Annotated in this window: 24 protein-coding genes and 1 pseudogene; 19 read left to right on the top strand and 6 right to left on the bottom strand. The window is 63.1% G+C overall.

Translation table 11 applies throughout. From position 1 onward, the window contains the following. Positions 1 to 473 precede the first annotated feature (473 nt). On the top strand, positions 474 to 914 hold the full coding sequence (locus ACIQ3Q_RS19490) for a YybH family protein (RefSeq protein WP_396270865.1): 441 nt from the start codon (positions 474 to 476) through the stop codon (positions 912 to 914). A gap of 24 nt (positions 915 to 938) precedes the next feature. On the opposite strand, the gene ACIQ3Q_RS19495 is transcribed toward ACIQ3Q_RS19490, so the two are convergent. Beyond that, on the bottom strand, positions 939 to 1,565 hold the full coding sequence (locus ACIQ3Q_RS19495; RefSeq protein WP_396270866.1) for an L-threonylcarbamoyladenylate synthase: 627 nt from the start codon (positions 1,563 to 1,565) through the stop codon (positions 939 to 941). 7 nt (positions 1,566 to 1,572) lie between these two features. Further along, the gene (locus tag ACIQ3Q_RS19500; RefSeq protein WP_396270867.1) at positions 1,573 to 2,442 is read right to left on the bottom strand and encodes a PHP domain-containing protein; all 870 of its coding nucleotides are present in this window, start codon (positions 2,440 to 2,442) and stop codon (positions 1,573 to 1,575) included. A 191-nt stretch (positions 2,443 to 2,633) separates the two neighbouring features. Here ACIQ3Q_RS19500 and ACIQ3Q_RS19505 point away from each other — a divergent pair, with 191 nt between their 5' ends. Beyond that, positions 2,634 to 3,248, top strand: coding sequence for an OmpA family protein (locus tag ACIQ3Q_RS19505; protein WP_396270868.1), 615 nt, complete (start codon positions 2,634 to 2,636; stop codon positions 3,246 to 3,248). Then, complete coding sequence (locus ACIQ3Q_RS19510; RefSeq protein WP_396270869.1) at positions 3,245 to 4,198, top strand: patatin-like phospholipase family protein; 954 nt, start codon at positions 3,245 to 3,247, stop codon at positions 4,196 to 4,198. Before ACIQ3Q_RS19505 ends, ACIQ3Q_RS19510 begins: the two co-directional genes overlap by 4 nt. A gap of 59 nt (positions 4,199 to 4,257) precedes the next feature. On the opposite strand, the gene ACIQ3Q_RS19515 is transcribed toward ACIQ3Q_RS19510, so the two are convergent. Further along, a complete protein-coding gene (locus ACIQ3Q_RS19515; RefSeq protein WP_396270870.1) occupies positions 4,258 to 5,445 on the bottom strand; it encodes a PQQ-dependent sugar dehydrogenase in 1,188 nt (395 codons plus the stop codon). 70 nt (positions 5,446 to 5,515) lie between these two features. Between ACIQ3Q_RS19515 and ACIQ3Q_RS19520 the strand changes: the two genes are divergently transcribed. Then, positions 5,516 to 6,901 carry a glutamine synthetase family protein gene (locus ACIQ3Q_RS19520; protein ID WP_396270871.1) on the top strand — a complete coding sequence of 462 codons (1,386 nt, stop codon included), beginning with the start codon at positions 5,516 to 5,518 and terminating at the stop codon, positions 6,899 to 6,901. A 57-nt stretch (positions 6,902 to 6,958) separates the two neighbouring features. On the opposite strand, the gene ACIQ3Q_RS19525 is transcribed toward ACIQ3Q_RS19520, so the two are convergent. From ACIQ3Q_RS19525 to flgA, 3 genes are all read right to left on the bottom strand, one after another. Continuing rightward, positions 6,959 to 7,369: a hypothetical protein gene (locus ACIQ3Q_RS19525; RefSeq protein ID WP_396270872.1), complete on the bottom strand. Its 411-nt coding sequence runs from the start codon at positions 7,367 to 7,369 to the stop codon at positions 6,959 to 6,961. Positions 7,370 to 7,431: 62 nt separating this feature from the next. Continuing rightward, on the bottom strand, positions 7,432 to 7,725 hold the full coding sequence (gene flgM / locus ACIQ3Q_RS19530) for a flagellar biosynthesis anti-sigma factor FlgM (RefSeq protein ID WP_396270873.1): 294 nt from the start codon (positions 7,723 to 7,725) through the stop codon (positions 7,432 to 7,434). A 121-nt stretch (positions 7,726 to 7,846) separates the two neighbouring features. Further along, positions 7,847 to 8,599, bottom strand: a complete 753-nt coding sequence (gene flgA / locus ACIQ3Q_RS19535) for a flagellar basal body P-ring formation chaperone FlgA (protein ID WP_396270874.1) — start codon at positions 8,597 to 8,599, stop codon at positions 7,847 to 7,849. A gap of 228 nt (positions 8,600 to 8,827) precedes the next feature. Between flgA and flgB the strand changes: the two genes are divergently transcribed. The 15 genes and pseudogenes from flgB to ACIQ3Q_RS19610 all read left to right on the top strand — a co-directional run. Beyond that, positions 8,828 to 9,241, top strand: a complete 414-nt coding sequence (flgB, locus tag ACIQ3Q_RS19540) for a flagellar basal body rod protein FlgB (protein ID WP_396270875.1) — start codon at positions 8,828 to 8,830, stop codon at positions 9,239 to 9,241. Positions 9,242 to 9,256: 15 nt separating this feature from the next. Then, the gene (gene flgC, locus ACIQ3Q_RS19545; protein ID WP_396270876.1) at positions 9,257 to 9,703 is read left to right on the top strand and encodes a flagellar basal body rod protein FlgC; all 447 of its coding nucleotides are present in this window, start codon (positions 9,257 to 9,259) and stop codon (positions 9,701 to 9,703) included. A gap of 51 nt (positions 9,704 to 9,754) precedes the next feature. After that, complete coding sequence (locus ACIQ3Q_RS19550) at positions 9,755 to 10,405, top strand: flagellar hook assembly protein FlgD (RefSeq protein WP_396270877.1); 651 nt, start codon at positions 9,755 to 9,757, stop codon at positions 10,403 to 10,405. 54 nt (positions 10,406 to 10,459) lie between these two features. After that, on the top strand, positions 10,460 to 11,722 hold the full coding sequence (gene flgE / locus ACIQ3Q_RS19555) for a flagellar hook protein FlgE (protein WP_396270878.1): 1,263 nt from the start codon (positions 10,460 to 10,462) through the stop codon (positions 11,720 to 11,722). A gap of 37 nt (positions 11,723 to 11,759) precedes the next feature. Further along, positions 11,760 to 12,488 (top strand): flagellar basal-body rod protein FlgF, encoded by a 729-nt coding sequence (gene flgF / locus ACIQ3Q_RS19560; protein WP_396270879.1) that lies wholly within the window; start codon positions 11,760 to 11,762, stop codon positions 12,486 to 12,488. A 73-nt stretch (positions 12,489 to 12,561) separates the two neighbouring features. Continuing rightward, on the top strand, positions 12,562 to 13,329 hold the full coding sequence (locus ACIQ3Q_RS19565) for a spermidine synthase (RefSeq protein ID WP_396270880.1): 768 nt from the start codon (positions 12,562 to 12,564) through the stop codon (positions 13,327 to 13,329). A 22-nt stretch (positions 13,330 to 13,351) separates the two neighbouring features. After that, positions 13,352 to 15,160, top strand: coding sequence for a GspE/PulE family protein (locus ACIQ3Q_RS19570; protein ID WP_396270881.1), 1,809 nt, complete (start codon positions 13,352 to 13,354; stop codon positions 15,158 to 15,160). Positions 15,161 to 15,331: 171 nt separating this feature from the next. After that, positions 15,332 to 15,796 carry a tripartite tricarboxylate transporter TctB family protein gene (locus ACIQ3Q_RS19575; protein WP_396270882.1) on the top strand — a complete coding sequence of 155 codons (465 nt, stop codon included), beginning with the start codon at positions 15,332 to 15,334 and terminating at the stop codon, positions 15,794 to 15,796. 13 nt (positions 15,797 to 15,809) lie between these two features. Further along, complete coding sequence (locus tag ACIQ3Q_RS19580; RefSeq protein WP_396270884.1) at positions 15,810 to 17,321, top strand: tripartite tricarboxylate transporter permease; 1,512 nt, start codon at positions 15,810 to 15,812, stop codon at positions 17,319 to 17,321. Positions 17,322 to 17,697: 376 nt separating this feature from the next. Further along, positions 17,698 to 18,846 carry an RNA ligase RtcB family protein gene (locus tag ACIQ3Q_RS19585; RefSeq protein ID WP_396270885.1) on the top strand — a complete coding sequence of 383 codons (1,149 nt, stop codon included), beginning with the start codon at positions 17,698 to 17,700 and terminating at the stop codon, positions 18,844 to 18,846. After that, on the top strand, positions 18,843 to 19,478 hold the full coding sequence (gene prfH, locus ACIQ3Q_RS19590) for a peptide chain release factor H (protein ID WP_396270886.1): 636 nt from the start codon (positions 18,843 to 18,845) through the stop codon (positions 19,476 to 19,478). The genes ACIQ3Q_RS19585 and prfH overlap by 4 nt, the downstream gene beginning before the upstream one ends. Positions 19,479 to 19,753: 275 nt before the next feature. After that, complete coding sequence (locus ACIQ3Q_RS19595) at positions 19,754 to 22,075, top strand: TonB-dependent receptor domain-containing protein (protein ID WP_396270887.1); 2,322 nt, start codon at positions 19,754 to 19,756, stop codon at positions 22,073 to 22,075. A 97-nt stretch (positions 22,076 to 22,172) separates the two neighbouring features. Further along, positions 22,173 to 23,480, top strand: a complete 1,308-nt coding sequence (locus tag ACIQ3Q_RS19600; protein ID WP_396270888.1) for an MFS transporter — start codon at positions 22,173 to 22,175, stop codon at positions 23,478 to 23,480. 7 nt (positions 23,481 to 23,487) lie between these two features. Further along, complete coding sequence (gene gtfA, locus ACIQ3Q_RS19605; RefSeq protein WP_396270889.1) at positions 23,488 to 24,960, top strand: sucrose phosphorylase; 1,473 nt, start codon at positions 23,488 to 23,490, stop codon at positions 24,958 to 24,960. A gap of 124 nt (positions 24,961 to 25,084) precedes the next feature. Next, a pseudogene (locus tag ACIQ3Q_RS19610) lies at positions 25,085 to 25,867 on the top strand (gamma-glutamyltransferase); the annotation flags it as partial. Positions 25,868 to 25,984: the final 117 nt, after the last annotated feature.

The raw sequence follows: 25,984 nt of genomic DNA on the forward strand, positions 1-25,984 counted from the left end.
CTCAGGACAGCTCTGGCCTGAAGTAGCGGCCAGCTTCGAATCGGCCAATGATCACATGAGACGTGACACCTATGCTCTGCCCGAGTCCGGCGCCTAACCTGTCTGGTGGGACTACCCCTTGAGCCAAGCATCTGCCGTATTGGTTTCTTTCTAGAGCGGTATTTGCAACCTTGAGGGTGAGCCAATTCCCTGGCTCCATTCGCTCGTCGTGACAGTGCCGTCGCAGAAGGGATATCGAGTTGGCCGACCTTTGGCTCCGAGCGGAGGTGGGGGCTCGTGTGGACGACCACATGCCGCCTCGCCAGCTGCTCCTTAGTGAGGAGACTCTGTGGCAGAGTCCACCATCACGGCCAAAGGGCAGACGACTGTTCCGGTGGCGGTGCGAGCCTTGGTTTATGCGAAGCTTGGGAATAGGTTGGTGCTCGGAACTCCAGCAGCAGCCCATCACTTACCCATGACCCCTAGGAAACCCCATGAGTGATACCGAAAAGCAGGTTCAGAAGGCCCTGGAGACTTACAAGTCTGCCGTGCTGGCCAAAGACGCGGAGACCTTCATGCATCTCTACGATGCTGAGGTTCGGGTTTTTGACACCTGGGGCGTTTGGTCGTGGGAGGGCGCTGCGGCCTGGCGGGTCGCCGTGGAAGGGTGGTTCAACTCGTTGGGCAGTGAAACCGTCCGGGTCACGTTTGAGGACGTGAAGATCATGGCGGAACCCGCCTTTGCCACCATGAGCTGCTTCGCGCGTTACGCAGCCATGTCAGCTCAGGGGCAGGAGCTTCGTTCCATGCAGAACCGGATGACCTGGGTGCTCAAGACCCGCGGGCATGTGCTGCGGGTGGTGCATGAGCACACCTCTACGCCGATCGGCTTCGAAGACACCAAGGCGATTTTTCAGCGCGAGGCCTCGCGCTGAGGCCGCGCTAGCGGGCTGATGGCCTCAGGTCAAACCGAGCGTGGCCGGGTCGCCCTGGCCGCGCCTCACCACCTCAGGCTCGTCACCGCTGAGGTCGATGACGGTGGTCGGCTCCATGGCGCAGGCCCCCGCGTCGATCACCAACTGAAGCTGCTTTTCAAATCGCTCGCGGATCTCTTCGGCGTCGTTCAAGGGCAGGTCTTCGCCAGGCGGGATCAGGGTGGTGGCCAGCAGGGGCTGGCCAAACTCGGCCAGCAGTGCTTCCAAGACTTTGTGTTCAGGCACCCGCAGGCCGATGGTGCGGCGTGAGGGGTGTGACAGCCTGCGGGGGACTTCTTTGGTGGCTTCCAAAATGAAGGTAAAGGGGCCGGGCGTGCCGGCCTTCAGCAGGCGGAATTGGCGGTTGTCGACGCGGGCGTAGTTGGCCAATTCCGAGAGATCGCGGCACAGCAGGGTGAGATGGTGCTTGTCGTCCACCTGGCGGATCTTGCGCAGGCGCTCGGCCGCCGTTTTGTCATCCAAGTGGCAGACCAAGGCATAGCTGGAGTCGGTTGGCACGGCTGCAATGCCACCGGCATGCAAGATTTGCGCGGCTTGCTTCAGCAGGCGCACTTGGGGGTTGTCTGGGTGAACTTCGAAGTATTGCGACATGGCGTGGTCATTGTGCGCGTGCGGCGGCCTGGGCCAGCGCAGGCCACAGGGTCCAGACGGGGGTGAGGCGGCCGGGCAGGGGAGGCAACTCACCCAAGTCGACCCGGCTTTCGGTGGGGGAGTGGAAGTCGCTGCCGCGCGTTGCCAGCAGGCCAAACTCCAGGGCCAAGCCACTGACGCGCTCCACATCTGCCGCCGTGTGGCTGCCGCAGACCACCTCCACGCCCTGGCCGCCATGGCCTTGGAACTCCGAGAACAGGGCGTACTCCACCGTCGGGTTGAAGGGGTAGCGGGCCGGGTGGGCAATGGCCGTCACGCCGCCCGCACCATGCAGCCAGCGCAAGGCCTCGCCCAGGCCCGCCCATTGGTGCGGCACATAGCCGGGCTTGCCGGGCTTGAGATAGCGCCTAAACACCTCGCCCATGTCGGCGCAATGCCCTTGCTCTACCAAGAAGCGGCCAAAGTGGGTGCGGGAGACCAACTCGGGGTTGGGTGCCAAGGCGCAGGCGGCGTCATAGGCGCCTTTGATGCCCACCTGGGCCAGGCTGTCGCCCATGGCGCGGGCGCGGGCCAGGCGGCCGCTGCGTACTTTCGCCAAGCCGGCCACCAAGTCTGGGTGTTGCTCATCAAAGCCAAAACCCAAAATATGCACGGTCTCGCCAGCAAAGGTCACAGAGACTTCCACACCGGTGAGAAAGCTCACTCCGTGCGCTTGGCAGGCCGCTCGGGCGGCCGCAATGCCGCTGATTTCATCATGGTCAGTGAGTGCCCACAATTCAACACCGCGTTCTGCGGCACGCTCCGCCAGGACTTCAGGGGGCAAGCTGCCGTCTGAAAAGGTGGAGTGGCAATGGAGATCAGCGTTGAGATAGTGCACCGCAGCATTGTAGAGAGACGTGCCTCTCAGGTGTGGCGCTGTGCCTAATCCCACATCGCTTTCACCACACCACTTGTGCAGCGTGCAAATTTAGTCACCGCTTAGGCCGTCTTCAATGGGCACGCTGTCGGCGAGACAATATGCTTCAGTCGTTGCAGTCAGATGTTTTGGCTGATGAGGAGGAAGACCAAATGACAACCATGACCACTTTGAAGCGCCGCCTGCTGTGCGTCGCCATCCCCGCTCTCTTGGCCGCTTGCGCCACCCCAGAGCCACCCCCCCCACCGCCCCCGCCGCCCCCTTACAAGGGCCCGGTGCTGCAGATCGCCCAGATCGAGCGCGGTGTGCAGATCGTGCTGCCCAGCACGGTACTGTTTGAGGTGGGTAAGTCCAGCTTCAACTCGGCTGAGGCCGGTCCCTTCTTGGACCGCGTGGCCAAGCTGCTGACCACCAAGACCGACAAGCGCGTGTCCGTGGAAGGCCACACCGATGCCGACGGCTCGGCTGCCTTGAATGACGCGCTCTCCAAAGCCCGCGCCAAGGCCGTGAGCGATGCCCTGGCGGCCCGCGGTGTGGAGGCCGCGCGCATTGACGCGCTGGGCTACTCCTTCAACCGTCCTGCGGCCGCCAACAGCACCGAAGAAGGCAAGCGCCTGAATCGTCGCGTTGAGCTGATCGTCTTGGACGAAAAGGTTGAGAAGCTGACCGAAGGCGAGCACCCTGGCTCTTTTGAGGCGGCATGGAGCAAGCTCAAAGACCTGATCGACAAGGGTTTGGTCAAGCCGGTTGAAGGTGGCGCACGATGAGCCGCGACGAGCAGGCCGGCGGCCCGCCCATGGAGCGCCGCCAATGGCTGGCCCATGCGCTGCAAGGCAGCGTGGCCGGTGGTGCCATGTTGGCCGCAGCCCAAGCGGCGGTGGCCCAAAGCCGCGGCAAGCCTGCGCCGACGACAACCCCTGCGTCGGAGGGCGGCAAGCCCCGCCTCGGCGTGGCGCTGGGCGGTGGCTCAGCAAGAGGCTTTGCCCATATCGGCGTGCTCAAGGCGCTGGATCAAGCGGGCTTGAAGCCCGAAGTCATTGTGGGCACCAGTGCCGGCTCCCTGGTGGGGGCCTTCTATGCTGCAGGCTTCACGCCTTGGCAGATTGAAGAAGTTGCGCTGCGCATCCGCGAGGTGGATGTGGCCGATTTCTCCAGTGCCAGCAAACGGGGCATGTTGGCTGGCGACGCGCTGTGGCGGGTGGTCAACGACTACCTCAAGGGCGCCCGCATCGAGAGTTTCAAGACCCGCTATGCCGCCGTCACCACCGACCTCAAAACCGGCGAGCTGCAAGTGCTGCGGCAAGGCCCGGTGGCCGATGCGGTGCGTGCCTCGTGCAGCATCCCCGGTGTGTTTGTGCCGCGCGAGATGGGCGGGCGCGAGCTGGTAGACGGTGGCTTGGTCTCGCCCCTGCCAGTCAAGGTCACCCGTCAAATGGGCTGCGACTTGGTGCTGGCTGTAGATGTGGCCACGCGCCCGCGTCGCTCCGATTTTTCGGGCCTGTACGAGGTGATTCTGCAGTCCTTCGAGATCATGGGCCGCGCGCTGGCGGACCAAGAAGGTGCGGGCGCCGATGTGATCGTGCGGCCCGACACCGGCCAATACGCCAGCAGCGATTTCAATGTCCGTAAGGAAATGATCCAAGCCGGCTATGAAGCCATGCAGCGCCAAATGCCCGACCTGATGCGGCGTGTGGAGCAACGCAGCCGCAAGGTCTGAGCCGAGCGTCAAGCGCTCCAACGCAAAGCGCCCCTGCGGGGGCGCTTTGGTTTTTGGGGCTAGCGTTCTACACGCAGCAGCTTGCCGCTGTCGCTCAGCAAGTAGATCCAGCCGTCTGGCCCCTGGCTGATGTGGCGGATGCGCTCGCCTAAGCGGCCAAAGGGCTCGTCGCGGCTGACTTCGGTGTCGCCCTTCAACACAATGCGCCAGACACTGCTGCCGCTCAAGCCCGGCACAAAGGCATGGCCCTTCCATTCGGCAAAGCGCTCGCCGCTGTAGAACAGCAGGCCGCTGGGTGCGATGGAGGTGGGCACCCAGGTGGCCACGGGCTCCACAAACTCGGGCGCGTGTTTGCCACCGCCAATACGGCAGGCCTCACCCACGGGCGAGCCATAGGGGCAGCCATAGCTGCGGGTGGGCCAGCCGTAGTTGGCGCCCTTGCGGATGCGGTTCAGCTCGTCACCCCCTTGCGGGCCATGTTCGGTGGCCCACAGCTCGCCCGTGCTGGGGTGGAAGGCCAAGCCCTGCGGGTTGCGGTGGCCCAGGCTCCAAATCTCAGGGCGGCTGCCGCTGGGCCAAGAGGGGTTGTCGCGTGCGGCTTGACCCTCGGAGGTCAGGCGGACGATCTTGCCCAAGGTGCCGGTCAGGTCTTGCGCTGGCGTTTCCTTTTGCCGCTCGCCCAAAGTGACCCACAACTGACCATCAGGGCCAAAGAGCATGCGCGAGCCATAGTGGCCGTTGCCCGAGACTTTGGGGCTTTGGCGATAGATGACGCGGCCATCCACCAGCGCATCGCCCTGCAGCCGCGCCTTGAAGATGGCGGTGCCACTCAAGCCCGCTTCGCTGCCTGTGCCAGGTTCAGAGTAGCTCAGGTACAGCCAACCTGAGCTGGCAAAGTCTGGCGCCAACAGCACGTCCAACAGGCCGCCTTGGCCCCGGGCATGCACGGTGGGCACACCGCTGATATTGGCCTGCACTTGGCGGCCATCGGCGCTGAGCCGACGCAGCGCGCCGGCCTTCTCAGTCACCAGCATGCCGCCGCTGGGCAAATGGGCCAGCGACCACGGTTGGCTCAATGCGGTGTTCAGCGGCGTCACCCGTGCCGCTACCGCCGAGGGGCTTTTTGCAGCAACGGGCGTGGCGTTGCTGGTGCAGCCTTGCAAGAGAGTGAGGGCAGCCCACAGGGCCAGGAACGGGCGTTTGAGAAGAGGACTGGCCATGGACGGTGTTTGCGGGTGCAAGCTCATGATGGGGCGCCTATAGTGCCAAGATCTTTGGAGTTTAGGGGCTGGCTTTATGCAAGCCCCCACCGTGCTTATGTTGTTGCCACTTGCTCAGCCTTCCCGACAAAACCTGATCCACGCCTTGGCCCATGCTGGCAGCACCTGGGTGGAGTGTGCGGCCTCAGACCTCGGCTCGGTCGCCCGCGGCAAGCGGGTGCATGCAGATGACTTCGTTGCGGCGGCGGGCTGCCGCCTGCCTTCGGTGGTCTGGGGGCTGACGGTGTCGGCAGGCGAGTCTGCCGAGGTGTTTGGCCCCTTGTTGCCCAAGACCTATGACGATGTGCACCTGGTGCCGGACTTGGCCACGCTCTACCAACGGCCCGGCCGGGCACAGGAGTGCACCGTCATCTGCGAGCCCACGGGGCCGCTGCGCAACGCCCAGGGCGAGTTCGACGCCAGCGCCCTGTCACCACGCGCCGCTTTGCGCCGGGTAATGGCCAGCTATGAGCGCGCCGGCTTGACGGCTTTGGTGGCCCCAGAGCTGGAGCTGTTCTTGTTGAGCCGCACCGCGCAGGCGCCGGGCTTGGAGGCTGCCCGCCCCACGCCGCAATCGCCGGTGCAAGAGCGCGCCTGCGAGGCCTATTCGCTGGAGCGACTGAGCCATTTCGAGCCTTTCTTTGACGAGCTGCGCGCGCAGTGTCAGGCGCTGGAGATTCCGTGGAGCGGGCATGCGCATGAGTCGGCGCTGTCGCAGTTTGAGGTCAACTTCCACCCCGGCGAGCCCTTGGCGCAGGCCGATGCGGTGTTCCGCTTCAAGCGCTTGGCGCGCGAGGTGGCGGCGCGCCACGGCTTTTTGGCCTGCTTTGCGGCCAAGCCTTTTTTGGACCAGCCCGGTGTGGGCACGCACTGGCATGTCAGCCTGCAGCGCCGAGACCGCAGTGGCTGGCCGCACGTGTTTGCCACACCCCAGGGCGAGGACAGCGACGCCCTGCAGCACTTTATTGGTGGCTTGCAGCAAGAAGCGGGGGCGGCGATGGCCCTGTTCGCCCCTTACGACATGTCTTACGACCGCATTCGCCTCAGCGACGCCTCGCCGTCCCACGCCAGTTGGGGCCACGATGCGCGCTCGCTGGCATTTCGCATTCCGGCCTCAGGGGCCAGCAGCCGCCGTGTCGAAAACCGTTTGCCCGGCGGTGACGCCAACCCCTATCTCACGCTGGCAGCCACGCTCGGCCTGGGCCTGAAGGGCATGGCGCAAACCTTGCCGCCCCAAAGTGGCGCGGCCGAGCACCTGGCGCTGCCGCGCAGCCTGCCTGAGGCCCTAGACGCCTTGGCGCGCAGCCAAGCCATGCGCGAGATCTTGGGCGACCCGCTCTGGGCATTGCTCATGGCGCTGAAGCGGCATGAGCATGCCGAGCGCGCCACCTTGGCTCACCCCCGCCAAGAGTGGGACCTGCGCCATTTGATCGAGTTGGCCTGACGCCCAAGACGCAAAAACGCCCACCGAAGTGGGCGTTGCGGCCGGGGAGAGGCAGGCTCAGGCCTGGGCCAAACCGCCGGAGCTGGCCCGCAGGGACAGGCCCTGGGCGCTGTACATCGGCACTTGGCGAGCGGCGGCCATGTCGGGGATGAGGATGTCAATGGCGCGGTCCAGCGCCGAGGTGGCACGCGCCACGGCTTCACGTTGGGCGGCCACTTGGCCGCCAGTCACCGCCAAGCGACGGCGCAGAGCGGGCGGCACAGCGCCACGGCGGGCGGCACGGGCAAAGCACTCCATGGCCGTGCCCAAGGCGCGGTGCAGGTTGCTGGCGGCGGCTTCAGTGGCGGCGGCGTCTTGCTGCTTCAGTGCGTCTCCCAAGGCACCCAAATGGGCCTCGACTTGGCCCAAGCTCGCTTCGAGCTGGTCTGCGTCGTGCTGAACAGTAGGGTCAACAGGGGGCTTGGGCATGGCGGCGGCTCGGGCTAAACGCTGGCGGTAAGTTCACGTCCGGGGCAGGGGTGCCCCATGGCTCAGTTGCGCGGCCGCTCCAACAGCTCTTTCGCATTGGCGATCAGCTTGTCGGCAATCTTGTCTGGGTTGATCTCAAACTTGCCCTCCTTGATGGCCTGGGCAATGCGCTCGACCTTGGCGGCATCAAAGCTGGGGTCCTCAGCGGCCTGGCTCAGCAGACTGGCTGCCGAAGAGATGGCGACCTTGGCGCTGGGTTCTCCCTCCGCTCGGCTCACACCTTTGTCGCTACCGGGCTTGCGCTCGGTTTGCAGAGGGGTGAGAGAGGCCTTGTTTTCAACAGATCCGATTTTCATGGTGTGCTCCAACGGGCCTTGGAAAGCGTCGGCCCGATCGACATGTCTTGGCTTTCGGAGCCTCCGGGCGGAACTTTAGATTCAAATAGGGGGGGTAAGCCAGCGGAGTTTCGCAGAAGTCTCACAACATCACCTCCACTTCTCGGTCAGCCACGGCCCGGCCTTGCAGCAAACGGCCGCTCTCAACCTTGACCTTCACGGGCATGCCTTCAATGCCGGCGGACAGGGCTTGACCTTCAGTCACCACCCGCCAACCGGGGCCGCTGGCCACGACTTTGACGTTTTCGCCAGCGGCAAACCACTGGCGGGCTTTGAAGTCGGATTGGCGCAGGGTGTCACCGGCAGGCAAAGATCGAACCAAGCTGCGGCCTAGCGCCTGGCTGGGCTTGAGCAAGGCCACGCCGGGCTCGGCTGCAATGTCTACTTCGGCCAGCGTCAGGTGTCTGGCCTCCAGCGTGGTGCCCATGGGCAGGGCCGCCGTGGTGACCACCGCCTTCATCCAGACCTGCACCGTCATCGGCAGGCTGACGTTCCAGAGGCGGGTGCCTTGCACACAACGCAGGCCGATGCGGGTGCGGCCCCAGGCGGCTTGGTGGGCAGGCAGGTAGGGCTCAATCTTGTCGCAGGGCGCTAGCTTGAGGCGGGGGTCCAACTGCCCCACTTGTACTTCAATGCGGGCGGGTTGGCTCAGGGCCTGGGCCGCACCCTCGCGGGCCATCTTTTCAAGCTGGGGGGCCAACAGGGTCACCAGGGTATCGCCCGGTCTGGCCGCAGGGGCTGGGTTGCTGGGCACCTGGGCGGAGACCTGGACTTGCGCCTGAGCGGCACCCGCCACGGCCAAGCCCCAGGCAAAGGCCAGGTGCAGAGCAGTCATGGGCAGGACGGAGCGGGTCGGCATAAGGGCAGGTGTGATGGATGTCGCAGTCCGCCCATGGTGACAGTGTGCGCACTCGGGCTGAGCCTCGAAATGCATGGCGACTCGGGTGCTTATTGGGTCTACAGCGTGCGCTTTGGCTTCTCACAATCGGCGCAAGGCCGGGACTCTTGTTTCGAATGTCGGCCCTTGGCACCAATTTCTTGAGACCTTTTGCAGGAGCCCACCATGCTCAATCGACTGACCCAAGCGCTGGACTTCCAGGCCACGGCTCTGTCCTTGCGCGCGGAGCGCCAGCGCTTGATCTCCAGCAACATCGCCAATGCCGACACGCCGGGCTATGTGGCGCGCGACATGGACTTTGCGCAGGCCCTGCGCGAGGCCACGCAAGGCCTGCCTGCCCCCAGTCAACTGGCGGCCACCAACGGTGGTCATATGCGCTTGCAGATCGGTGCCCGCAGCGAAACTGGCCTGCGCTATGCCGCTGGCAGCCAAACGAATTTAGACAACAACTCGGTGGACATGGACCGTGAGCGTGCCACCTTTGCCGAGAACTCGGTGAAGTACGAAGCCACCTTGCGCTTCATCAACGGCAGCGTGCGCACCATGCTCGATGCCATGAAGAGCCCAAGCCAGGGTTGATGACAGGAGTCCATCATGAGCATGTTCAAGGTCTTTGATATCTCGGGCAGCGCGGTCAGCGCGCAAAGCCAACGCTTGAATGTCGTGGCCTCCAACCTGGCCAACGTAGACACCGTGGCCGGGCCAGATGGCCAAGCCTACAAAGCCCGGCAAGTGGTGTTCCAAACCGTGCTGATGAATGCCTCGGGCGCGGCGGCCAAAGGCGAGGCTGAGAGCCCTGTCACCGCTTCAGCGGGCGTTCGGGTCTCCAACGTCACCGAAGACAACACGCCCGGCCGCAAGGTGCGCGACCCCGCACACCCGGCGGCGGATGCTGAAGGCTATGTGACCTTCAGCAACGTCAACGCCGTTGAGGAGATGGTCAACATGATCTCTGCCTCGCGCTCTTATCAAAACAACATCGAAGTCATGAACACGGCCAAGAGCCTGCTGCTCAAGACCTTGCAAATGGGCCAAGGCTGACGCGCCAGCGCTGCCTAGTCTGACCGCTCTCCTTCTTCACCAGGGATCCGCATGACCACCGTCACATCCACCACCGGCACCAACAACACCAAGACCAGCGCCCTCGCAGGCGGTAGCCCCAGCGCCACAGAGCAGTCCGACCGCTTCTTGAAGCTCTTGGTCACGCAGATGCAAAATCAGGACCCGCTCAACCCGCTGGACAACGCCCAAGTCACCAGCCAGATGGCGCAGATCAGCACCGTCAGTGGTCTGGAGAACCTCAACACCAGCCTGGGAGGCTTGTCCACCCAGTTTGGCCAACTTCAAGCCCTGCAGGCCGCAGCCTTGGTGGGCCATGACGTGGCCTTTGAAGGCAACTCCCTGCGTGTGCAGGGCACCAAGGCCGACGCAGGCTTTGAGCTGAAGAGCAAGGCCGACAAGGTCGTCATTGACATCACCACCCCAGGGGGAACGGTGGTGGACCGCATTGAGATGAACGCACTGGATGCTGGCCGCCACGACATCAACTGGGAGGTGCCGTCCGCCTGGACGGGCACGGCCCTGAACTTCAAGGTCACGGCCACCGCCAATGGCAAGCCGGTGGAATCGCTGGCACTCGAGCACCAGAGGGTCACCGCCGTCAGCAACTTTGCGGGCACGGTGGCGTTTGAGTTGGCCAATGGCGAGCGCCTGGCCCATGACGCCGTCTGGACCTACCTCTGAGCATCATCGCTCGACACAGTTTCTCGCAGTACTGTTTTTTCTCAGGAGCACCCCATGAGCTTTCAACAAGGCCTCTCTGGACTCAACGCCATGTCCAAGAACCTGGAGATCATCGGCAACAACATTGCCAATGCCAACACCTACGGGTTCAAGGCCTCTCGCGCTGAATTTGCCGACATGTATGCCAACGCGCTCAGCGGCAGCGGCGGGCAAAGCGTGGGCATTGGCGTGACGGTAGCGGCCGTGTCCCAGCAGTTCCTGCAGGGCAACATCACGTCCACCGACAACCCTATGGACATGGCCATCAACGGCGGGGGCTTCTTCCAGCTCACCGATGGCTTCAACCCTACCACCTACTCGCGCAACGGCCAGTTCAAGGTCGACAAAGACGGTTTCATCACCAACAACGGTGGCCTGAAGCTGGTGGGCTATTCCGCCGACCTGGAAGGCGTGATCCAACCCGGCTTGGCAGTGCCCTTGCAACTGCCCACGGCAGGTATTGCGCCAGCGAGCACCACTGAGATCGACATGGAGTTCAACCTCGACTCGCGCCTCGGTGTCACCGACCCCGGCGCTGCCGTGATGCCCCGCATCGACTTCAGCGACGCCACCACCTACAACAAGGCCACTTCGCTGACGGTCTATGACACCAAGGGCCAGCCCGTGGCCTTGACCTACTACTTCCAGAAGGCCGCCACGGACCAATGGAACGTCTACATCACTGCCAACGGCACCACCCTGGGCGGCAATGCGGGAGACCCGCAGCCCATGACCTCCATGGCCTTTGAACCGGGCGGTGGTAACCCGACGCCGACGAACATCACCTTGGACATTCCGGCCTCCACCAATGCGGCGGGGGCTGAGACCTTGGCCATTCCTGCGGTTGATTTGAGCTTCCGGGGGAGCACTCAGTACGGCGCCGAGTTTGGCGTGACCAACTTGGCCCAAAATGGCTACGCGCCAGGCAAGCTCGCCAGCATCGTGGTCGAGTCCTCGGGCATTGTGATGGCGCGCTACTCCAACGGCCAGTCCAAACCAGCGGGCCAAGTGGAACTCGCCACCTTCCGCAACTTGCAAGGTTTGCAGCCGATTGGGGGCAATGGTTGGCAGCGGACCTTTACCTCTGGCGACCCCATCGTGGGCACACCAGGTGTCGGCAACATGGGGGTTTTGCAGGCCGGTGCTCTGGAAGACTCCAAAACCGACCTCACGGGCGAGTTGGTCAGCATGATCACCGCCCAGCGCAACTACCAGGCCAATGCGCAGACCATCAAGACCATGGACCAGGTCATGCAAACCTTGGTCAATCTGCGTTGATCTTGACTGAGCTGTTGTTGACTCGCCGGAGCCCACCATGGACCGCATGATCTACCTGTCGATGACCGGCGCCAAGGCTGCGATGCACCGCCAAGAGGTGCTCTCGCACAACCTGGCCAATGTGTCGACCAATGGCTTTCGCGAGGAGATGGCCGCCTTTCGGGCGGTGCCGGTGCGCGGCGACGGGGCCTCCACCCGCGCCTACGCCCTGGAGACGACCGTGGGCTACAACCCCGAGCCCGGTGCGGTGCAACACACCGGCCGCAATTTGGATGTGGCCATGAAGGGCAACGCCTGGCTGGCGGTGCAGGCTCTGGACGGCACCGAGGCCTACACCCGTGCCGGGGGCCTGGACATGAATGCCGAAGGCCTGCTGGTCACGCGCAGCGGCTTGCAAGTGGTGGGCGATGGTGGGCCCATCACCGTACCGGTCAATGCCGAAGTGCAGATTGCCCCAGACGGCACCGTCAGCGCCACCGTGGCCGGGGCCCGGCCCCAGACCATTGGGCGGCTGAAACTGGTGACACCCGAGCAGCCCTTGACCCGCGGCAACGACGGCCTGTTCCGTGGCCCTGAGGGCGATCTGGAGGCCGATGCCACAGCCCGTATCCAAGACGGGGTGCTGGAAGGCTCGAATGTGAGCCCGGTGGAAACCATGGTGGCCATGATCACCGCAGCACGCCAGTTTGAGCAGCAGATGAAGCTGATGCAAACCGCTGAAAAGCAAGAACAAGCTGCGGCCAAGTTGCTGTCTAACGCGGGTTGAGGTCTGGGCTTGAGGGAATGAGCCTTGCATTGCGGTATCGTGCGCTTCTGCCCATACCCTTTGCACTGACGCGATGAAGTCCTCCGCCCAAGACTTGGTGGGTGCCACCCTCTCTGAACACCTTGGTGTGCGCTATCTGCACCTGGACTCCATCTGGATTCAAGGCGCGATGCGCATTGCCAAGCCCAATGCGCTGGAGCTGGAATACATCCAACGCATGATGGCCTGGATGCTCTGGCGCCCCACGGATGAACTGACCACGGGCCACAGCGTGCAACTGGGCTTGGGCGCGGCGGCCATCACCCGCTTCAGCCACAAGGTGCTGCGCATGCGCACCACGGTGGTGGAGATCAACCCCACCGTCATCAGCGCCTGCAAGCTGTGGTTTCGCCTGGGCGATGACGACGCCAAGCTCAGCGTCGTCAACACCGATGCTGCGCGCTGGGTGCGCGATCCGGCCAACCGCCATGAAGCCCAAGTGCTGAATGTGGACCTCTACGACCACGAGGCCGCCGCCCCTGTGCTGGATGACGAAGCCTTTTATGCCGCCTGCCGAGACGTGCTGGACGAAGGCAGCCTGATGACCGTCAACCTCTTTGGCCGCGACGCCAGCTTTGCCCGCAGCGCCGGGCGCATTGCGCGGGTGTTTGGCCTCGACCAAGTGTGGAGCCTGCGGCCCACCAAAGAGGGCAATATCGTCATCGTGGCGGCGCGCGGCGTGCAAGTGCCTGACCGCGCCACCTTGACCGCACGGGCCGAACACATCGAAGCCCGTTATGAGCTGCCCGCCCGCAAGTGGCTGCGCATGGTGCGCCCGCTGGACCCTGCGGTGCTGGCCTGACCCTGACCTTTACCCTGGCGCCATGACCACCAAGACTGCCCCGACCCGCTCTTTGCCCAAAGGCCGTTTGGAGCTGCGCCAGCTTTTGGCCTGGATGAAGGAAGACGGCGTGCTGCCCGGCCCCGAGGCCGAGCGCCTGGCCAAGCGCTATTCCCAAACCGGCTCCAGCCTGCATCCGCTGGTGCGGCTGGGTGGTGCGGGCCTGAGCGATGCGCGCAACGGCCAGGCCCTGAGCACCACCAGCCTCACCGCCTGGTTGGCAGACCGCTTCAATTTGCCGTTGATGAAGATTGACCCGCTGCGGGTGGACGCGAGCCGGGTCACCGAGGTGATGTCCCAGGCCTATGCTGAGAGCCGCCGCTCTTTGCCGCTGCAGCTCACGCCCAAGCACGTCACCATCGGCACGTGTGAACCCTTTGACACCGAGTGGGTGCACGAGATCGAGGCCCATGCCAAGCGCCCGGTCAAGCTGGTGGTGGTGGCACCCGATGAGATCGCGCGTTACACCGCTGAGTTCTACCAGCTGGCCACCAATGTGCGCGTGGCCCGCAAGACCAATGAGAACGCCTCGGCTGCCGCCAGCTTTGAGCAACTGGTCGACCTGAAGAGCCGCGACAACCTGGACGCCAACGACCAGGGCGTGGTGCAACTGGTGGATTGGTTGTGGCAATACGCCTTTGATCAGCGCGCCAGCGACATTCACCTAGAGCCGCGCCGTGACATGGGGGCGGTGCGCTTCCGGATTGACGGCGTCTTACACACCGTTCACCAAGTGCCCCAAGCCGTGATGTTGGCCATGACCGCCCGCATCAAGCTGCTGGGCCGCATGGACGTGATCGAGCGCCGCCGCCCGCAAGACGGCCGCATCAAAACCCGCCGCCCAGACGGTGGGCCCAGTGGCGGGGCCGAGGTCGAGATGCGCCTGTCCTCCCTGCCCACGGCTTTTGGCGAAAAGCTGGTGATGCGGATTTTTGACCCGGGTGCTGCGGACAAGAACTTTGATGCCTTGGGCTTCTCGCCCGACGAGGCCAAGCGCTGGGGGGAGTTGATCACCCGACCCCACGGCATCATTTTGGTCACCGGCCCCACAGGCTCGGGCAAAACCACCACGCTCTATTCCACACTCAAGAAGCTGGCCACCGAAGAGGTCAACGTCTGTACGGTGGAAGACCCGATCGAAATGATCGAGCCGGCCTTCAACCAAACCCAGGTGCAGCCTGCGGTCGAGTTGGGCTTTGCCGAAGGCCTGCGCGCCTTGATGCGGCAGGACCCGGACATCATCATGGTGGGTGAAATCCGCGACCTGGAAACGGCCGAGATGGCCATTCAAGCCGCGCTGACCGGCCACTTGGTCTTCAGCACGCTGCACACCAATGACTCGCCCTCGGCCATCACGCGCCTGATTGACTTGGGCGTGCCGCCTTACCTGATCTCGGCCACCGTCATCGGCGTGTTGGCCCAGCGCTTGTCGCGCTCTTTGTGCCCTGCGTGCAAAAAGCCGGACCCTTCGGTGACCCGCGAGTCTTTAAATGCCTTGGCCCAGCCTTGGGCCTTGGGTGGCGCTGTGCGCGCCTACAAGGCGGTGGGCTGTGAGGCCTGCCGCAACACAGGCTATCGTGGCCGCGCGGCCTTGTATGAGCTGATGCAGATCGACGATGACTGTCGAGACGCTTTGCACCCCCAACTCGACATGGCCGCGCTGCGCAAACACGCGGTGTCTGAAGGCCTGATGCCGCTGCGTATTGCCGGCTTAGCCAAGGTGGCTGAAGGCGTGACCACGCTGGAGGAAGTGCTGCGTGGCACACCGAGGTGGGAAGGCGGCAAGGCCTAAGGCCCCACTCGGCCAGCACAGGCAGCGACGCTGAGTCAGGCAGCTGCGTCCTCAGCCAATAGGGATTACCCGAGCGCTTTGCTACGCCCCGCCTTACGTGTATTCCACAGCGCCGGCAGGATGAGCGGTTCTTAGAATCCACGCAGTCACTGCAACCGTGAGGAGACTGCGTTGAAAATTAAAAGTCAAAGGAACTTCTGGTCCGGCCTGATGTTCATTGTCATTGGGCTGTCTTTCGCCTGGGGTGCCACCAACTACAGCTTCGGCAGCTCGGCCAACCCGGGCCCGGGCTACTTTCCATTCGGCCTGGGTTTGATCCTGGCTGTGTTGGGTGCCATGGTGATCTTTACGGCGCTGACCATCGAGACGGCAGATGGTGACCCAGTCGGCGCTTTCGCCTGGCGGCCACTGTTGATCATCTTGGCCTCGGTGGCCTTGTTCGGCTTCTTGCTGCCCCGTTTGGGCATGGTGATTTGTCTGCCTTTGCTGGTCATTGCGTCCAGTCTGGCCAGTGACGAATTCACCTGGAAGGCGGCCATCATCAATGCCGCTGTGCTGATCACTTTGTCGTATGCCGTGTTTGTGGCGGGCTTGAAGCTCACCATTCCGTTGTGGCCCACCATGTTCGGTGCCTAAGGAGTAGCTGACCATGGATCTCTTATCCAACCTGGGCTTGGGCCTGCAGACGGCCTTCACCGTCACCAACTTGTTGTACGCGCTGGGCGGTGCCATTTTGGGTACCTTGATCGGCGTGCTGCCGGGCTTGGGGCCTGTGGCCACCATCGCCATGCTGCTGCCGTCCATCTATGCGCTGGACGCGACACCGGCGCTGATCATGCTGGCCGGCATCTACTACGGTGCGCAGTACGGTGGCTCCACCACCGCCATTTTGATCAACGTCCCTGGCGAATCCAGCTCGGTCGTGACCGCCATTGACGGCTACCAGATGGCCCGCCGTGGTCGAGCTGGTCCTGCCCTGGCGGCGGCCGGCTTGGGCTCCTTTTTTGCAGGCTGCGTGGGCACGCTGATCATCGCTGCCTTTGCGCCGCCGCTTACCGAGCTGGCCTTCAAGTTCGGTCCGGCCGAATACTTCAGCCTGATGACTCTGGGCTTGATCGGCGCCGTGGTGCTGGCCTCGGGCTCTTTGGTCAAGGCCATCGGCATGATCGTGCTGGGCCTGCTGCTGGGGCAGATCAACACCGACGTGATCTCGGGCGTACCGCGCTACAGCTTTGACATTCCTGAGCTGACCGACGGCATTGGCTTTGTCACCATCGCCATGGGGGTGTTCGGCTTTGGCGAGATCATTGCCAACCTGGGCCGCCCGGCTGAGAGTCGCGAGGTCTTCACCAAAGACGTGAAGGGCTTGTGGCCCACGGCGCAAGACTTCAAAGACGGCTTCCCCGCCGTGCTGCGTGGCACGGCCTTGGGCTCCATCTTGGGTGTGTTGCCTGGTGGCGGTGCTTTGCTGGCATCCTTTGCGGCCTACACAGTCGAGAAGAAGATGCGCATGGCCCCCGGCGAAGTGCCTTTCGGCCAAGGCAATATCCGTGGCGTGGCAGGCCCTGAGTCGGCCAACAACGCCGGTGCGCAAACCAGCTTCATCCCCATGCTGACCTTGGGCATTCCGCCCAACCCCGTGATGGCGCTGATGGTGGGTGCGATGACCATCAAGGGCATCCAGCCTGGGCCTCAGGTGATGACGGCCAACCCCGAGTTGTTCTGGGGCCTGATCGCCTCGATGTGGATCGGTAACCTGCTGCTGGTGATCTTGAACCTGCCGTTGATCGGCATCTGGATCAGGCTGCTGACCGTGCCTTATCGCGTGCTGTATCCGGCCATCCTGACCTTCTGCTGCATTGGCCTCTACACGCTGAACAACAACAACTTCGACATTTACATGGCGGTGATGTTCGGCTTTGTGGGTTATGTCTTCTACAAGCTGAGTTGTGAGCCGGCGCCTCTGCTGCTGGGCTTCATCTTGGGCCCCATGATGGAAGAAAACCTGCGCCGCGCCCTGCTGCTGTCGCGCGGTGACTGGAGCACCTTTGCCACCCGGCCGCTGTCCGCTGGCCTGCTGCTGGCCTCGCTGGCCATGATCGTGGTGGTGCTGCTGCCGTCGATCCGCTCCAAGCGCGAAGAAGCGTTCCAAGACGATTGACGCCAGGCGGATGACACCTCGCAAGGGCTGACTTCGGTCAGCCCTTTTTCATGGTGCTGTCGCGCAAATACGTCGCACCGCGCACGGTGGGCTGGACCCATGCACCCACTTGCCCCTACAGTCCGTCCCTCTTCGCGCGCCACGGCTTGCACGGCTCCGCGCGTTGGCGACGCATCCCCACCCACCCACTTCACAAGGAGAACAACATGCAAAAGAACACGACCTCCCTGTGGGCTGGGTCGACGGTGGCTGAGTGGCTGCAATAAGCAGCCTCACCGCACTTCTTTTCGCGCCCCACTGAGCACCGCCTTGCGCGGCGCGGTGGCTTGCGCGCGTCTGTCCCAGTCCGGTTTCAATCTCATGAATCTGGATTTTTATGGGCAATTTTGTCAAGGTCTTGTCGGACCGCGCCTGCGTGGTCGCGGCGGACTCGACGTGGATGGAAGATGCTGCTCTGGCGCAGCTGCTGTCCACCGCACAACTGGAGGGCATGCAACGCGTTGCGGGCATGCCTGATTTACACCCTGGCCGTGGCAACCCTGTGGGTGCGGCCTTTTTCTCAAAGGACATTCTCTACCCCACGCTGGTGGGCAACGACATTGGCTGCGGCATGGCGCTGTGGCAAACCGACCTGTTGGCCAGCGCCGTTCGACTCGACAAGTTGGACAAGCGCGTCGGCAATATCGATGGCCCGCTGGAGGATCTTGAGCTGCGCGATCAAGCCGCGCAGGCGCAGGGCGTGCTGCCTGGCGAGCACCTGGCGGCGCTGGGAACCATCGGAGGCGGCAATCACTTTGCTGAGTTTCAGCAGGTGGACACCGTCTATGTTGAACAGGCTGTGTCCGACCTCGGCCTGAGCCCGCGCCATCTGCTCTTGCTAGTGCACAGCGGCTCGCGAGGACTGGGTGAGCGCATCCTGCGCCGGCATGTCGAGGCCTTTGGTCATCGCGGCTTATCGGTGGGCACCGACGCCGCCGTGGCCTATCTCGACGAGCATGAAGCCGCCTTGCGCTTTGCGCGCTGCAACCGTGGCTTGGTCGCACAGCGCCTGCTGAACAATGTGCGTGCCCGAGGCGAATGCGTGCTTGATGTGCACCACAACTTTGTGGCCGCTGCGAGTGTGGGCGGACAGCAGGGCTGGCTGCATCGCAAGGGAGCCACGCCGTCGGATCAAGGGGCTGTGATGATCCCAGGCTCGCGCGGGGACTACAGCTACTTGGTGAGGTCTCGTCGTCTTTGCCACGACACCCTGTTGTCGCTGGCGCATGGCGCGGGTCGCAAGTGGATTCGCTCTGCCTGCAAGGACCGCTTGTTCAAGCTGACGACCCCCAGCCAAATGGGCCGGACCGCTCTGGGCAGCCGTGTGATTTGCAATGACCGCCAACTCATTTATGAGGAAGCGCCGCAAGCCTACAAAGGCATAGACAGCGTGGTGCAGGCCTTGGTGGGTGCGGGCTTGATCGAGCTGCTCGCACGGCTCAAGCCCGTGCTGACCTACAAGACCCGTGGGGAGTGCTGCGAATGATCATGCTGCAACTGACGGCCAACACCGGCCCAGAGGAATGCTGCTTGGGTGTTCGCAAAGCCCTGGCTCGTCTGATCGATGAGGCGCAGAAAGAAAGCGTCCGCATCGAGGTGCTAGAGCAGGTGCCCAGTGCGATGGCGGGCAACCTGCGCTCGGTGTTGTTGGCGCTGGAGGGCACCCAGGCGACAACCTTCGCGGCGCAATGGTGCGGCAGTCTTCAATGGGTGTGCGCCAGCCCATATCGACCTGCACACAGGCGCAAAAACTGGTTCATCGGTGCCGAGGTCTTTGAGGATGAGGTCGCCGACGGACCGGGCCAAGTGCTGCGAGAACAAGACTTGTGCTTTGAAACCTTGCGCGCCAGTGGCCCCGGCGGGCAACACGTCAACAAGACCGATTCAGCGGTGCGCCTGACCCATCTGCCAACCGGCCTGAGCGTCAAGGTTCAAACCGAGCGCAGCCAACATGCCAACAAACGTCTGGCGCGCGCCTTGCTGAGCCACAAGCTTGCCGAGATGGCCAGCGCCGCAGAGTGCGCCGCACGTCAGCAGCGCTGGGGCCAGCACCATGGTGTAGAGCGGGGCAATGCGACCCGAGTATTCAGAGGGGAGGGTTTTGTGGAGGCGCGCTGAGCGTCGCTCCTTGGCACCGGCTCTTTGTGGCGAGGGGCTCACCCTTGCCCCACTTGTCGACCTGGTGAGCTGCCTTTGGGGCCATGCGCGGATGTCTGTGGTGCGGCAGTGTCATTCGGGGTTTGCACTAATGCAACCGATTGCAATAAGCTGGGAACATCACGGCGTCTTCAAGGTTTTCCGTGCGCTATGTATGGTTGCCAACGAAGAATTCCCCCAATAACACCCACGACCGCTGCGCTCGGCACTCTTTTCCACCTTCGGAGACGTATTTCATGAAGACGTTTGCAACCTTGACCCCGGTGTCCCTCGCCATCCTATTGGGCTTTGCGGCCACGGGCGCACAGGCCCAGACCGCAGCTGCTGCTGATGAAAAAACAGAAGCCAAAGCCGACACGCTGCAACTTGAGCGTGTGGTGGTGACCGGTACCTCCACGGCCCGCTCGAAGATGAAGCAGTCGGTGTCGGTGTCGACCTTGGATGCTGAACAGTTGCAAAACGCCGTGGCGTCCAGCGCGGCCGATGTGCTGCGCAATGTGCCCGGCGTGCGTGCTGAGGCCAGCGGTGGTGAAGGCAACGCCAACCTGGGCGTGCGTGGTTTGCCCATGTCCGACGGTGGTGGTCGCTATGTCCAGTTGCAAGAAGACGGCCTGCCTGTCATCTTGTTTGGTGACATCTCGTTTGCCACGGCCGATCAGTTTGTGCGTGCCGACTACATGACCGACACCGTCGAAGCCATTCGCGGTGGCTCCTCGGCCACCATGACCACCAATGGTTCAGGCGCCATCGTCAACTTCCGCAGCAAGACGGGCAAGACCAGCGGCGGTGCTGTGGCCATCGGTCTGGGTCTGGACCATCGTCAGCAGCGCTTGGACTTCGCCTACGGCACCAAGGTGGCCGATGGCCTGAACCTGCAGTTTGGCGGCTTCTATCGCATCGGTGAAGGCACCCGCAACACCAATGCGACGGTGGAAAACGGCGGCCAGTTCCGCGCTGCTTTGACCAAGGACTTGGGCCAAGGCAGCTATCTGCGCCTGAACCTCAAGAGCCTGAACGACCGCACACCCACCTACTTGCCAGTGCCCGTCACCACCAGTGGCAGCAAGATCAACTCCATCCAAGGCATTGACCCGCGCAATGCGTTCTTTGTGAACTCGCGTTTCGCCAATGACACGGTCATTGACAAGAACGGCAACCCCGTCAACACCAACCCGCAAGACGGCTTGGCGGTGCAGGTCAACTCCATCGGCCTGGAAGGCCAGTTCAACTTGGGCAATGGCCTGAGCTTCAGCAACCGCTTCCGCAAGAGCGATATCTCCGGGCGCTTCATCGGCGTGTTCCCAGCCGGCAGCGCGGCCACCGATGCTGCCAATGGCGCGAACCGCTACACCGGCACGACGCCTGTGTTCTCGGCCCATATCTTCAACACCTCGCTGGACGACATGGGCAATGTCTTCAATGACGCCCGCTTGCAGAAAGAGTTCAAGCTCGATGGCAATGCCAAGCTCACCGCCACCGGCGGCTTGTTCTCGGGCATCCAGAACATCGGCCAGACGTGGTACTGGAACCGCTACAACATCGGTCTGGCCGGCGACGGCGCAGCCCTCTACGACAACACGGGCAAGGTCACCACCCAACCGGTGGGCGATGCCACCACCACCTGGGGCGGTTGCTGCTTCCGCAACCTGGATGTGCGTGTGACGGCCACCGCGCCTTATGCCGCCGTGACGTATGACAACGGCCCGCTGAGCGTGGACGCCAGCGTGCGCTTTGACAAGCAGCGCGGCACCGGCACCCAGAAGTTTGGTGACGCCGCCAGCGGCAACACCTGGAACCCCGCTCGGACCAGCGCCATCGGCTGGAGCACCAGCGGCACCTCTTATTCCTTGGGCGGCAACTATGAGCTGAACAAGGGCTTGGCCACCTTTGCACGATTCAGCCACGGTGAGTCCTGGAAGTCGCCGGACCGCGTGGTTTGGGATGGCGACATCACCAGCGGCCGTGCTCCTTATCCCGTCAGCAAGATTGACCAGTTCGAGGCCGGTGTGAAGTACCGCACCCAGGGCTACAGCGCCTTTGTGACGGCCTTCTTGGCCAAGACCAAGGAAGGTGCGGGCTTTGAGTTGACGACCCAGACCGTGAAAGAAAACTCCTACAAGTCTCATGGTATCGAGGCCGAGTTGGCGGCCAGCTTTGGTGACCTGCGCCTGACCGGTGGCTTCACGCTGACCAATGCCGAGATCACCTCGGGGGCCAACAGCGGCAAGACACCCCGCCGTCAAGCCAACTTGGTCTATCAGGTCTCGCCGAGCTATGTCATTGGCCCGGTGGAAGTTGGTGGCAGCCTGATCGGCACCACCAAGTCCTACGCGCAGGATGACAACGTGGTGGTGTTGCCAGGCTATGCCACGGTCAACCTCTTCGCCAACTACGAAGTGGCCCCCAACCTCATGGCTTCGCTGGGCGTGAACAACCTGTTCAACACCTTGGGCTACACCGAGGCTGAAGGGCAAGGGAACCTGACCAATAACCCGCTGTACATTGCTCGCGCCATCAATGGCCGCAGCGCACGCGTGTCTTTGAAGTACAGCTTCTAAGCGTTCTGCCAGAGCAGGTCTCCACTGCTCGCTCTTCACAGGTCAAGAAGGGCGCCGCCGACGGTGGCGCCCTTTTCACTCCAGGCACCGCCAGATCATGAGCGCACTCAAGCCCCACCTCTCGCTCTCGCAGATCATCAACATGAATGTCGGCTTCTTCGGCATTCAGTTCAGCTTTGGTCTGCAACAGGCCAATATGAGCCCGATTTATCAGTACCTCGGTGCGGATGAATCCAAGCTGCCGCTGCTGTGGCTGGCGGGGCCGGTCACCGGCCTGCTGGTGCAACCCATTGTGGGGGCCATGAGTGATAGAACCCAAAGCCGTTGGGGGCGTCGCACCCCGTACTTCTTGATCGGGGCGATTCTCTGCAGCCTCGGTTTGTTGATCATGCCCTACAGCCCCACGCTGTGGTTCGCCGCAGGCATGCTGTGGATTCTGGATGCGGCCAACAACGTCACCATGGAGCCTTACCGGGCTTATGTGTCGGACCGCCTGAACCAAGACCAACACGCCCGCGGCTTCTTGACCCAAAGTGCCTTCACGGGCTTGGCACAGACACTGGCCTATCTCACCCCCAGCTTGTTGGTGTGGATGGGCATGAACAAAGATGCGGTGGGCGACAACCACATCCCCCAAGCCACGCTGACAGCCTTCTTGATTGGTGCGTTCTTGTCTTTCACCACCGTGTGGTGGTCGGTCAAGAAAGTGCCTGAACTGCCGCTGACCGAGGTTGAGCGACAGCACATTGCTGCGGCGCCCAAAGGCCCCAAGGCGACCTTGGCCGAGATCGTCGATGCGATGAAGCACATGCCACCCACCATGCGCAAGCTGTGGTGGATGAAGCTGTTCCAGTGGTACGGCATGATGTGCTACTGGATCTACATCGTCCCGGCCTTGGCCAAGACCATGTTTGCCACCACAGACCCACAGTCTGCGGGCTTCAGAGACGCCAGCCTGCTCAACGGCCAGATTGGTGGCTTCTATAACTTTGTGGCCTTCTTAGCAGCTTTTGCCATGCTGCCCTTTGTGCGGCGTTGGGGCCCGAAGGCGGTGCACGCCACCTGCCTGCTGGCGGCCGCCCTGGGCATGTGGATGCTGCCCACCATCCAAGACAAAGCCCTGCTGTTCGTGCCCATGATCGGCATTGGTTTGGCCTGGGCTTCCATCATGGGCAACCCCTATGTGATGTTGGCCGGCAGCATCCCGCCTGAGCGTGCGGGCGTCTACATGGGCATCTTCAATATGTTCATCGTGATCCCCATGCTGATCCAGATGGTGACTTTGCCGCTGATCTATCACAGCCTGCTCGGCGGGCAGCCCGACAACGTGATTCGACTGGCCGGTGTGCTGCTGGCCTGTGCGGCAGTGGCCGTGCTGCGCGTTCCCACCGCGACTTCCAAGTGATACGTTGATGAAGAACCAAGTTCAACTCATTACCTATGTCGACCGCTTGAGCGGCGGCGGCATGTGCGAGCTCAAGGCCTTGCTGGAGGGGCCGCTGAAGGGCTTGTTTGGGGGCGCTCACCTGCTGCCCTTCTTCTACCCCATTGATGGCTCCGACGCGGGCTTTGACCCGATCGATCACACGCAAGTCGACCCCCGCTTGGGCGATTGGTCCGATGTCCGCGCTCTGTCTGAGACCGTCGACATCATGGGTGATGTGATCGTCAACCATGTGTCCTCAGAGTCCCCGCAGTTCAAGGACTATGCGGCCAAAGGGGCTGCCTCGGCGTATGCCGGCTTGTTTTTGACGCACGCTTCAGTGTTTCCGCAAGGTGCCACTCAGCAAGAGTTGTTGAGCATCTACCGGCCGCGCCCGGGCCTGCCTTTCACCGTGACCACTTTGGCGACGGGTGAGAAGGAGTTGCTGTGGACGACCTTCACGCCCCAGCAGTTGGACATCGACGTCAGCCATCCGCAGGGCCAAGCCTATCTGCAGAGCATCCTCGACACCTTTGCGGCCAACGGCATTGGCATGGTGCGCTTGGATGCGGTGGGCTATGCCATCAAGAAGGCAGGCACCAACTGCTTCATGATGCCCGAGACCTTCGACTTCATTGCCGAATTTGCCAAGCAGGCGCGGGCGCGCAACATCGAAGTGCTGGTCGAGGTGCACGCCTACTATCAACGCCAGATTGAGATTGCTGCCAAGGTGGATTGGGTCTATGACTTTGCCCTGCCGCCCTTGGTCTTGCACGCGCTGTTCTTTGCTCAGAGTGCGCCGCTCAAGCGTTGGATCGCCATGCGCCCCAACAATGCCTTGACGGTGCTCGATACGCACGATGGCATCGGCATCATCGACATCGGTGCCGACGCCGCAGACCGAGAGAGATCGCCAGGCCTGGTGCCGCCCCAAGAGCTGGATGCTCTGGTGGAACGCATTCATGCCAACAGCCAAGGGCAGAGCCGCCAGGCCACGGGCGCAGCGGCCTCTAACCTGGACCTCTACCAAGTCAACTGCACCTTCTTTGATGCCTTGGGCGGCGATGAGTCTGCTTACTTGGCCGCGCGGGCCATCCAGTTCTTCCTTCCCGGCGTGCCGCAGGTCTACTACGTGGGCTTGCTGGCCGGCCGCAATGACATGGCCTTGCTGGAGCGCACGCGGGTCGGTCGGGACATCAACCGCCACTACTACGCACCCGGTGAAGTCCAAGACCAGTTGGGCCAAGACGTGGTTCAGCGCTTGTGCGAGCTGATTCGCCTGCGCAACCAGCACCCGGCCTTTGCGGGTCAGTTCGAGTGCCTGGAGAGTGCAGAGCATCTCTTGAGCTTGCGCTGGGTCAGCAAGGACCAGTGGATCCATCTGCAGGTGGATTTGCAGGCCCGCCAAGCGAAGGTGGACATGAGCACGCCTGACGGCGGGAAGACCAGCCTCACGCTCTGAGCGCCCCTGAGGGCCGGGTTGCGGCCTCTTATCGAGGCTCTCTGGAGAGGCGTCTGGGCGGGACTTTTCCGGGCAGCTGGGGCGGACTTGAGCGACATGGGCGACATGGGCGACACTTGCACCCATGCCCTTTTTTGACCATCAGCACCCCGGCTACTCCAGCCACCGCCAGCCGCTGTTGGCGCGCAATGTCGTGGCCACCTCGCACCCGCTGGCGGCACAGGCCGGCATGCGCATCTTGGGGCAGGGCGGCAATGCGGTGGACGCGGCCATTGCCACGGCTGCAGCCATGACGTTTTTGGAGCCCTGTGCCAACGGCCTGGGCTCAGACGCTTTCGCCATTGTTTGGGACGGGCAGGCTTTGCATGGCCTGAATGCCTCGGGCGCGGCGCCACAGGCCTGGACGCTGGAGTACTTCAAGCACCGCTACGGTGCCGACGCCACCAGCCCGCCCCTGCGCGGCTGGGACGCGGTGACGGTGCCCGGTGCCATTGGCGGTTGGGTCGCTCTGCATGAACGCCTGGGGCGCCTGCCCTTTGCCGATGTGCTGGCCCCGGCCATCGAGATGGCCGAACGCGGCGAGGCCGTGCCCGTGCTGGTGCAGCGGGCCTGGGCGCGGGCGGCGCAGGTCTCTGAGTTGACGCGCCAGCCGGGCTTCACCGAGATGTTTTTATCCCGAGGCCGTGTGCCTGAGGTGGGCGAGCGCTTCCGCGCGCAAGGGGCAGCCCGCCTGCTCAAAGCAGTAGCCCAGAGCCGTGGCGAGGCCTTTTATCGGGGCGAGATTGCGAGCGCCATGGCCAAGGCCGCCCGCGAGCAAGGCGGCGCGCTCACCGAGGCGGACCTGGCCGCTTATCAGCCCGAGTGGGTCACGCCCTTGGCGCAAGGCTTTGAAGGCCATACTTGTCACGTCTCATGTGATCATTGGCCGATTCGAAGCTGGCCGCTACTTCAGGCCAGAGCTGTCCTGAGCGAGTTGCTGGCTTCGATCCCAGAGAGTTCATCATAGCCAGATCGCATGAGCCAT

Source organism: Ideonella sp. (assembly GCF_044358605.1).
Lineage (GTDB): Bacteria > Pseudomonadota > Gammaproteobacteria > Burkholderiales > Burkholderiaceae_C > Ideonella.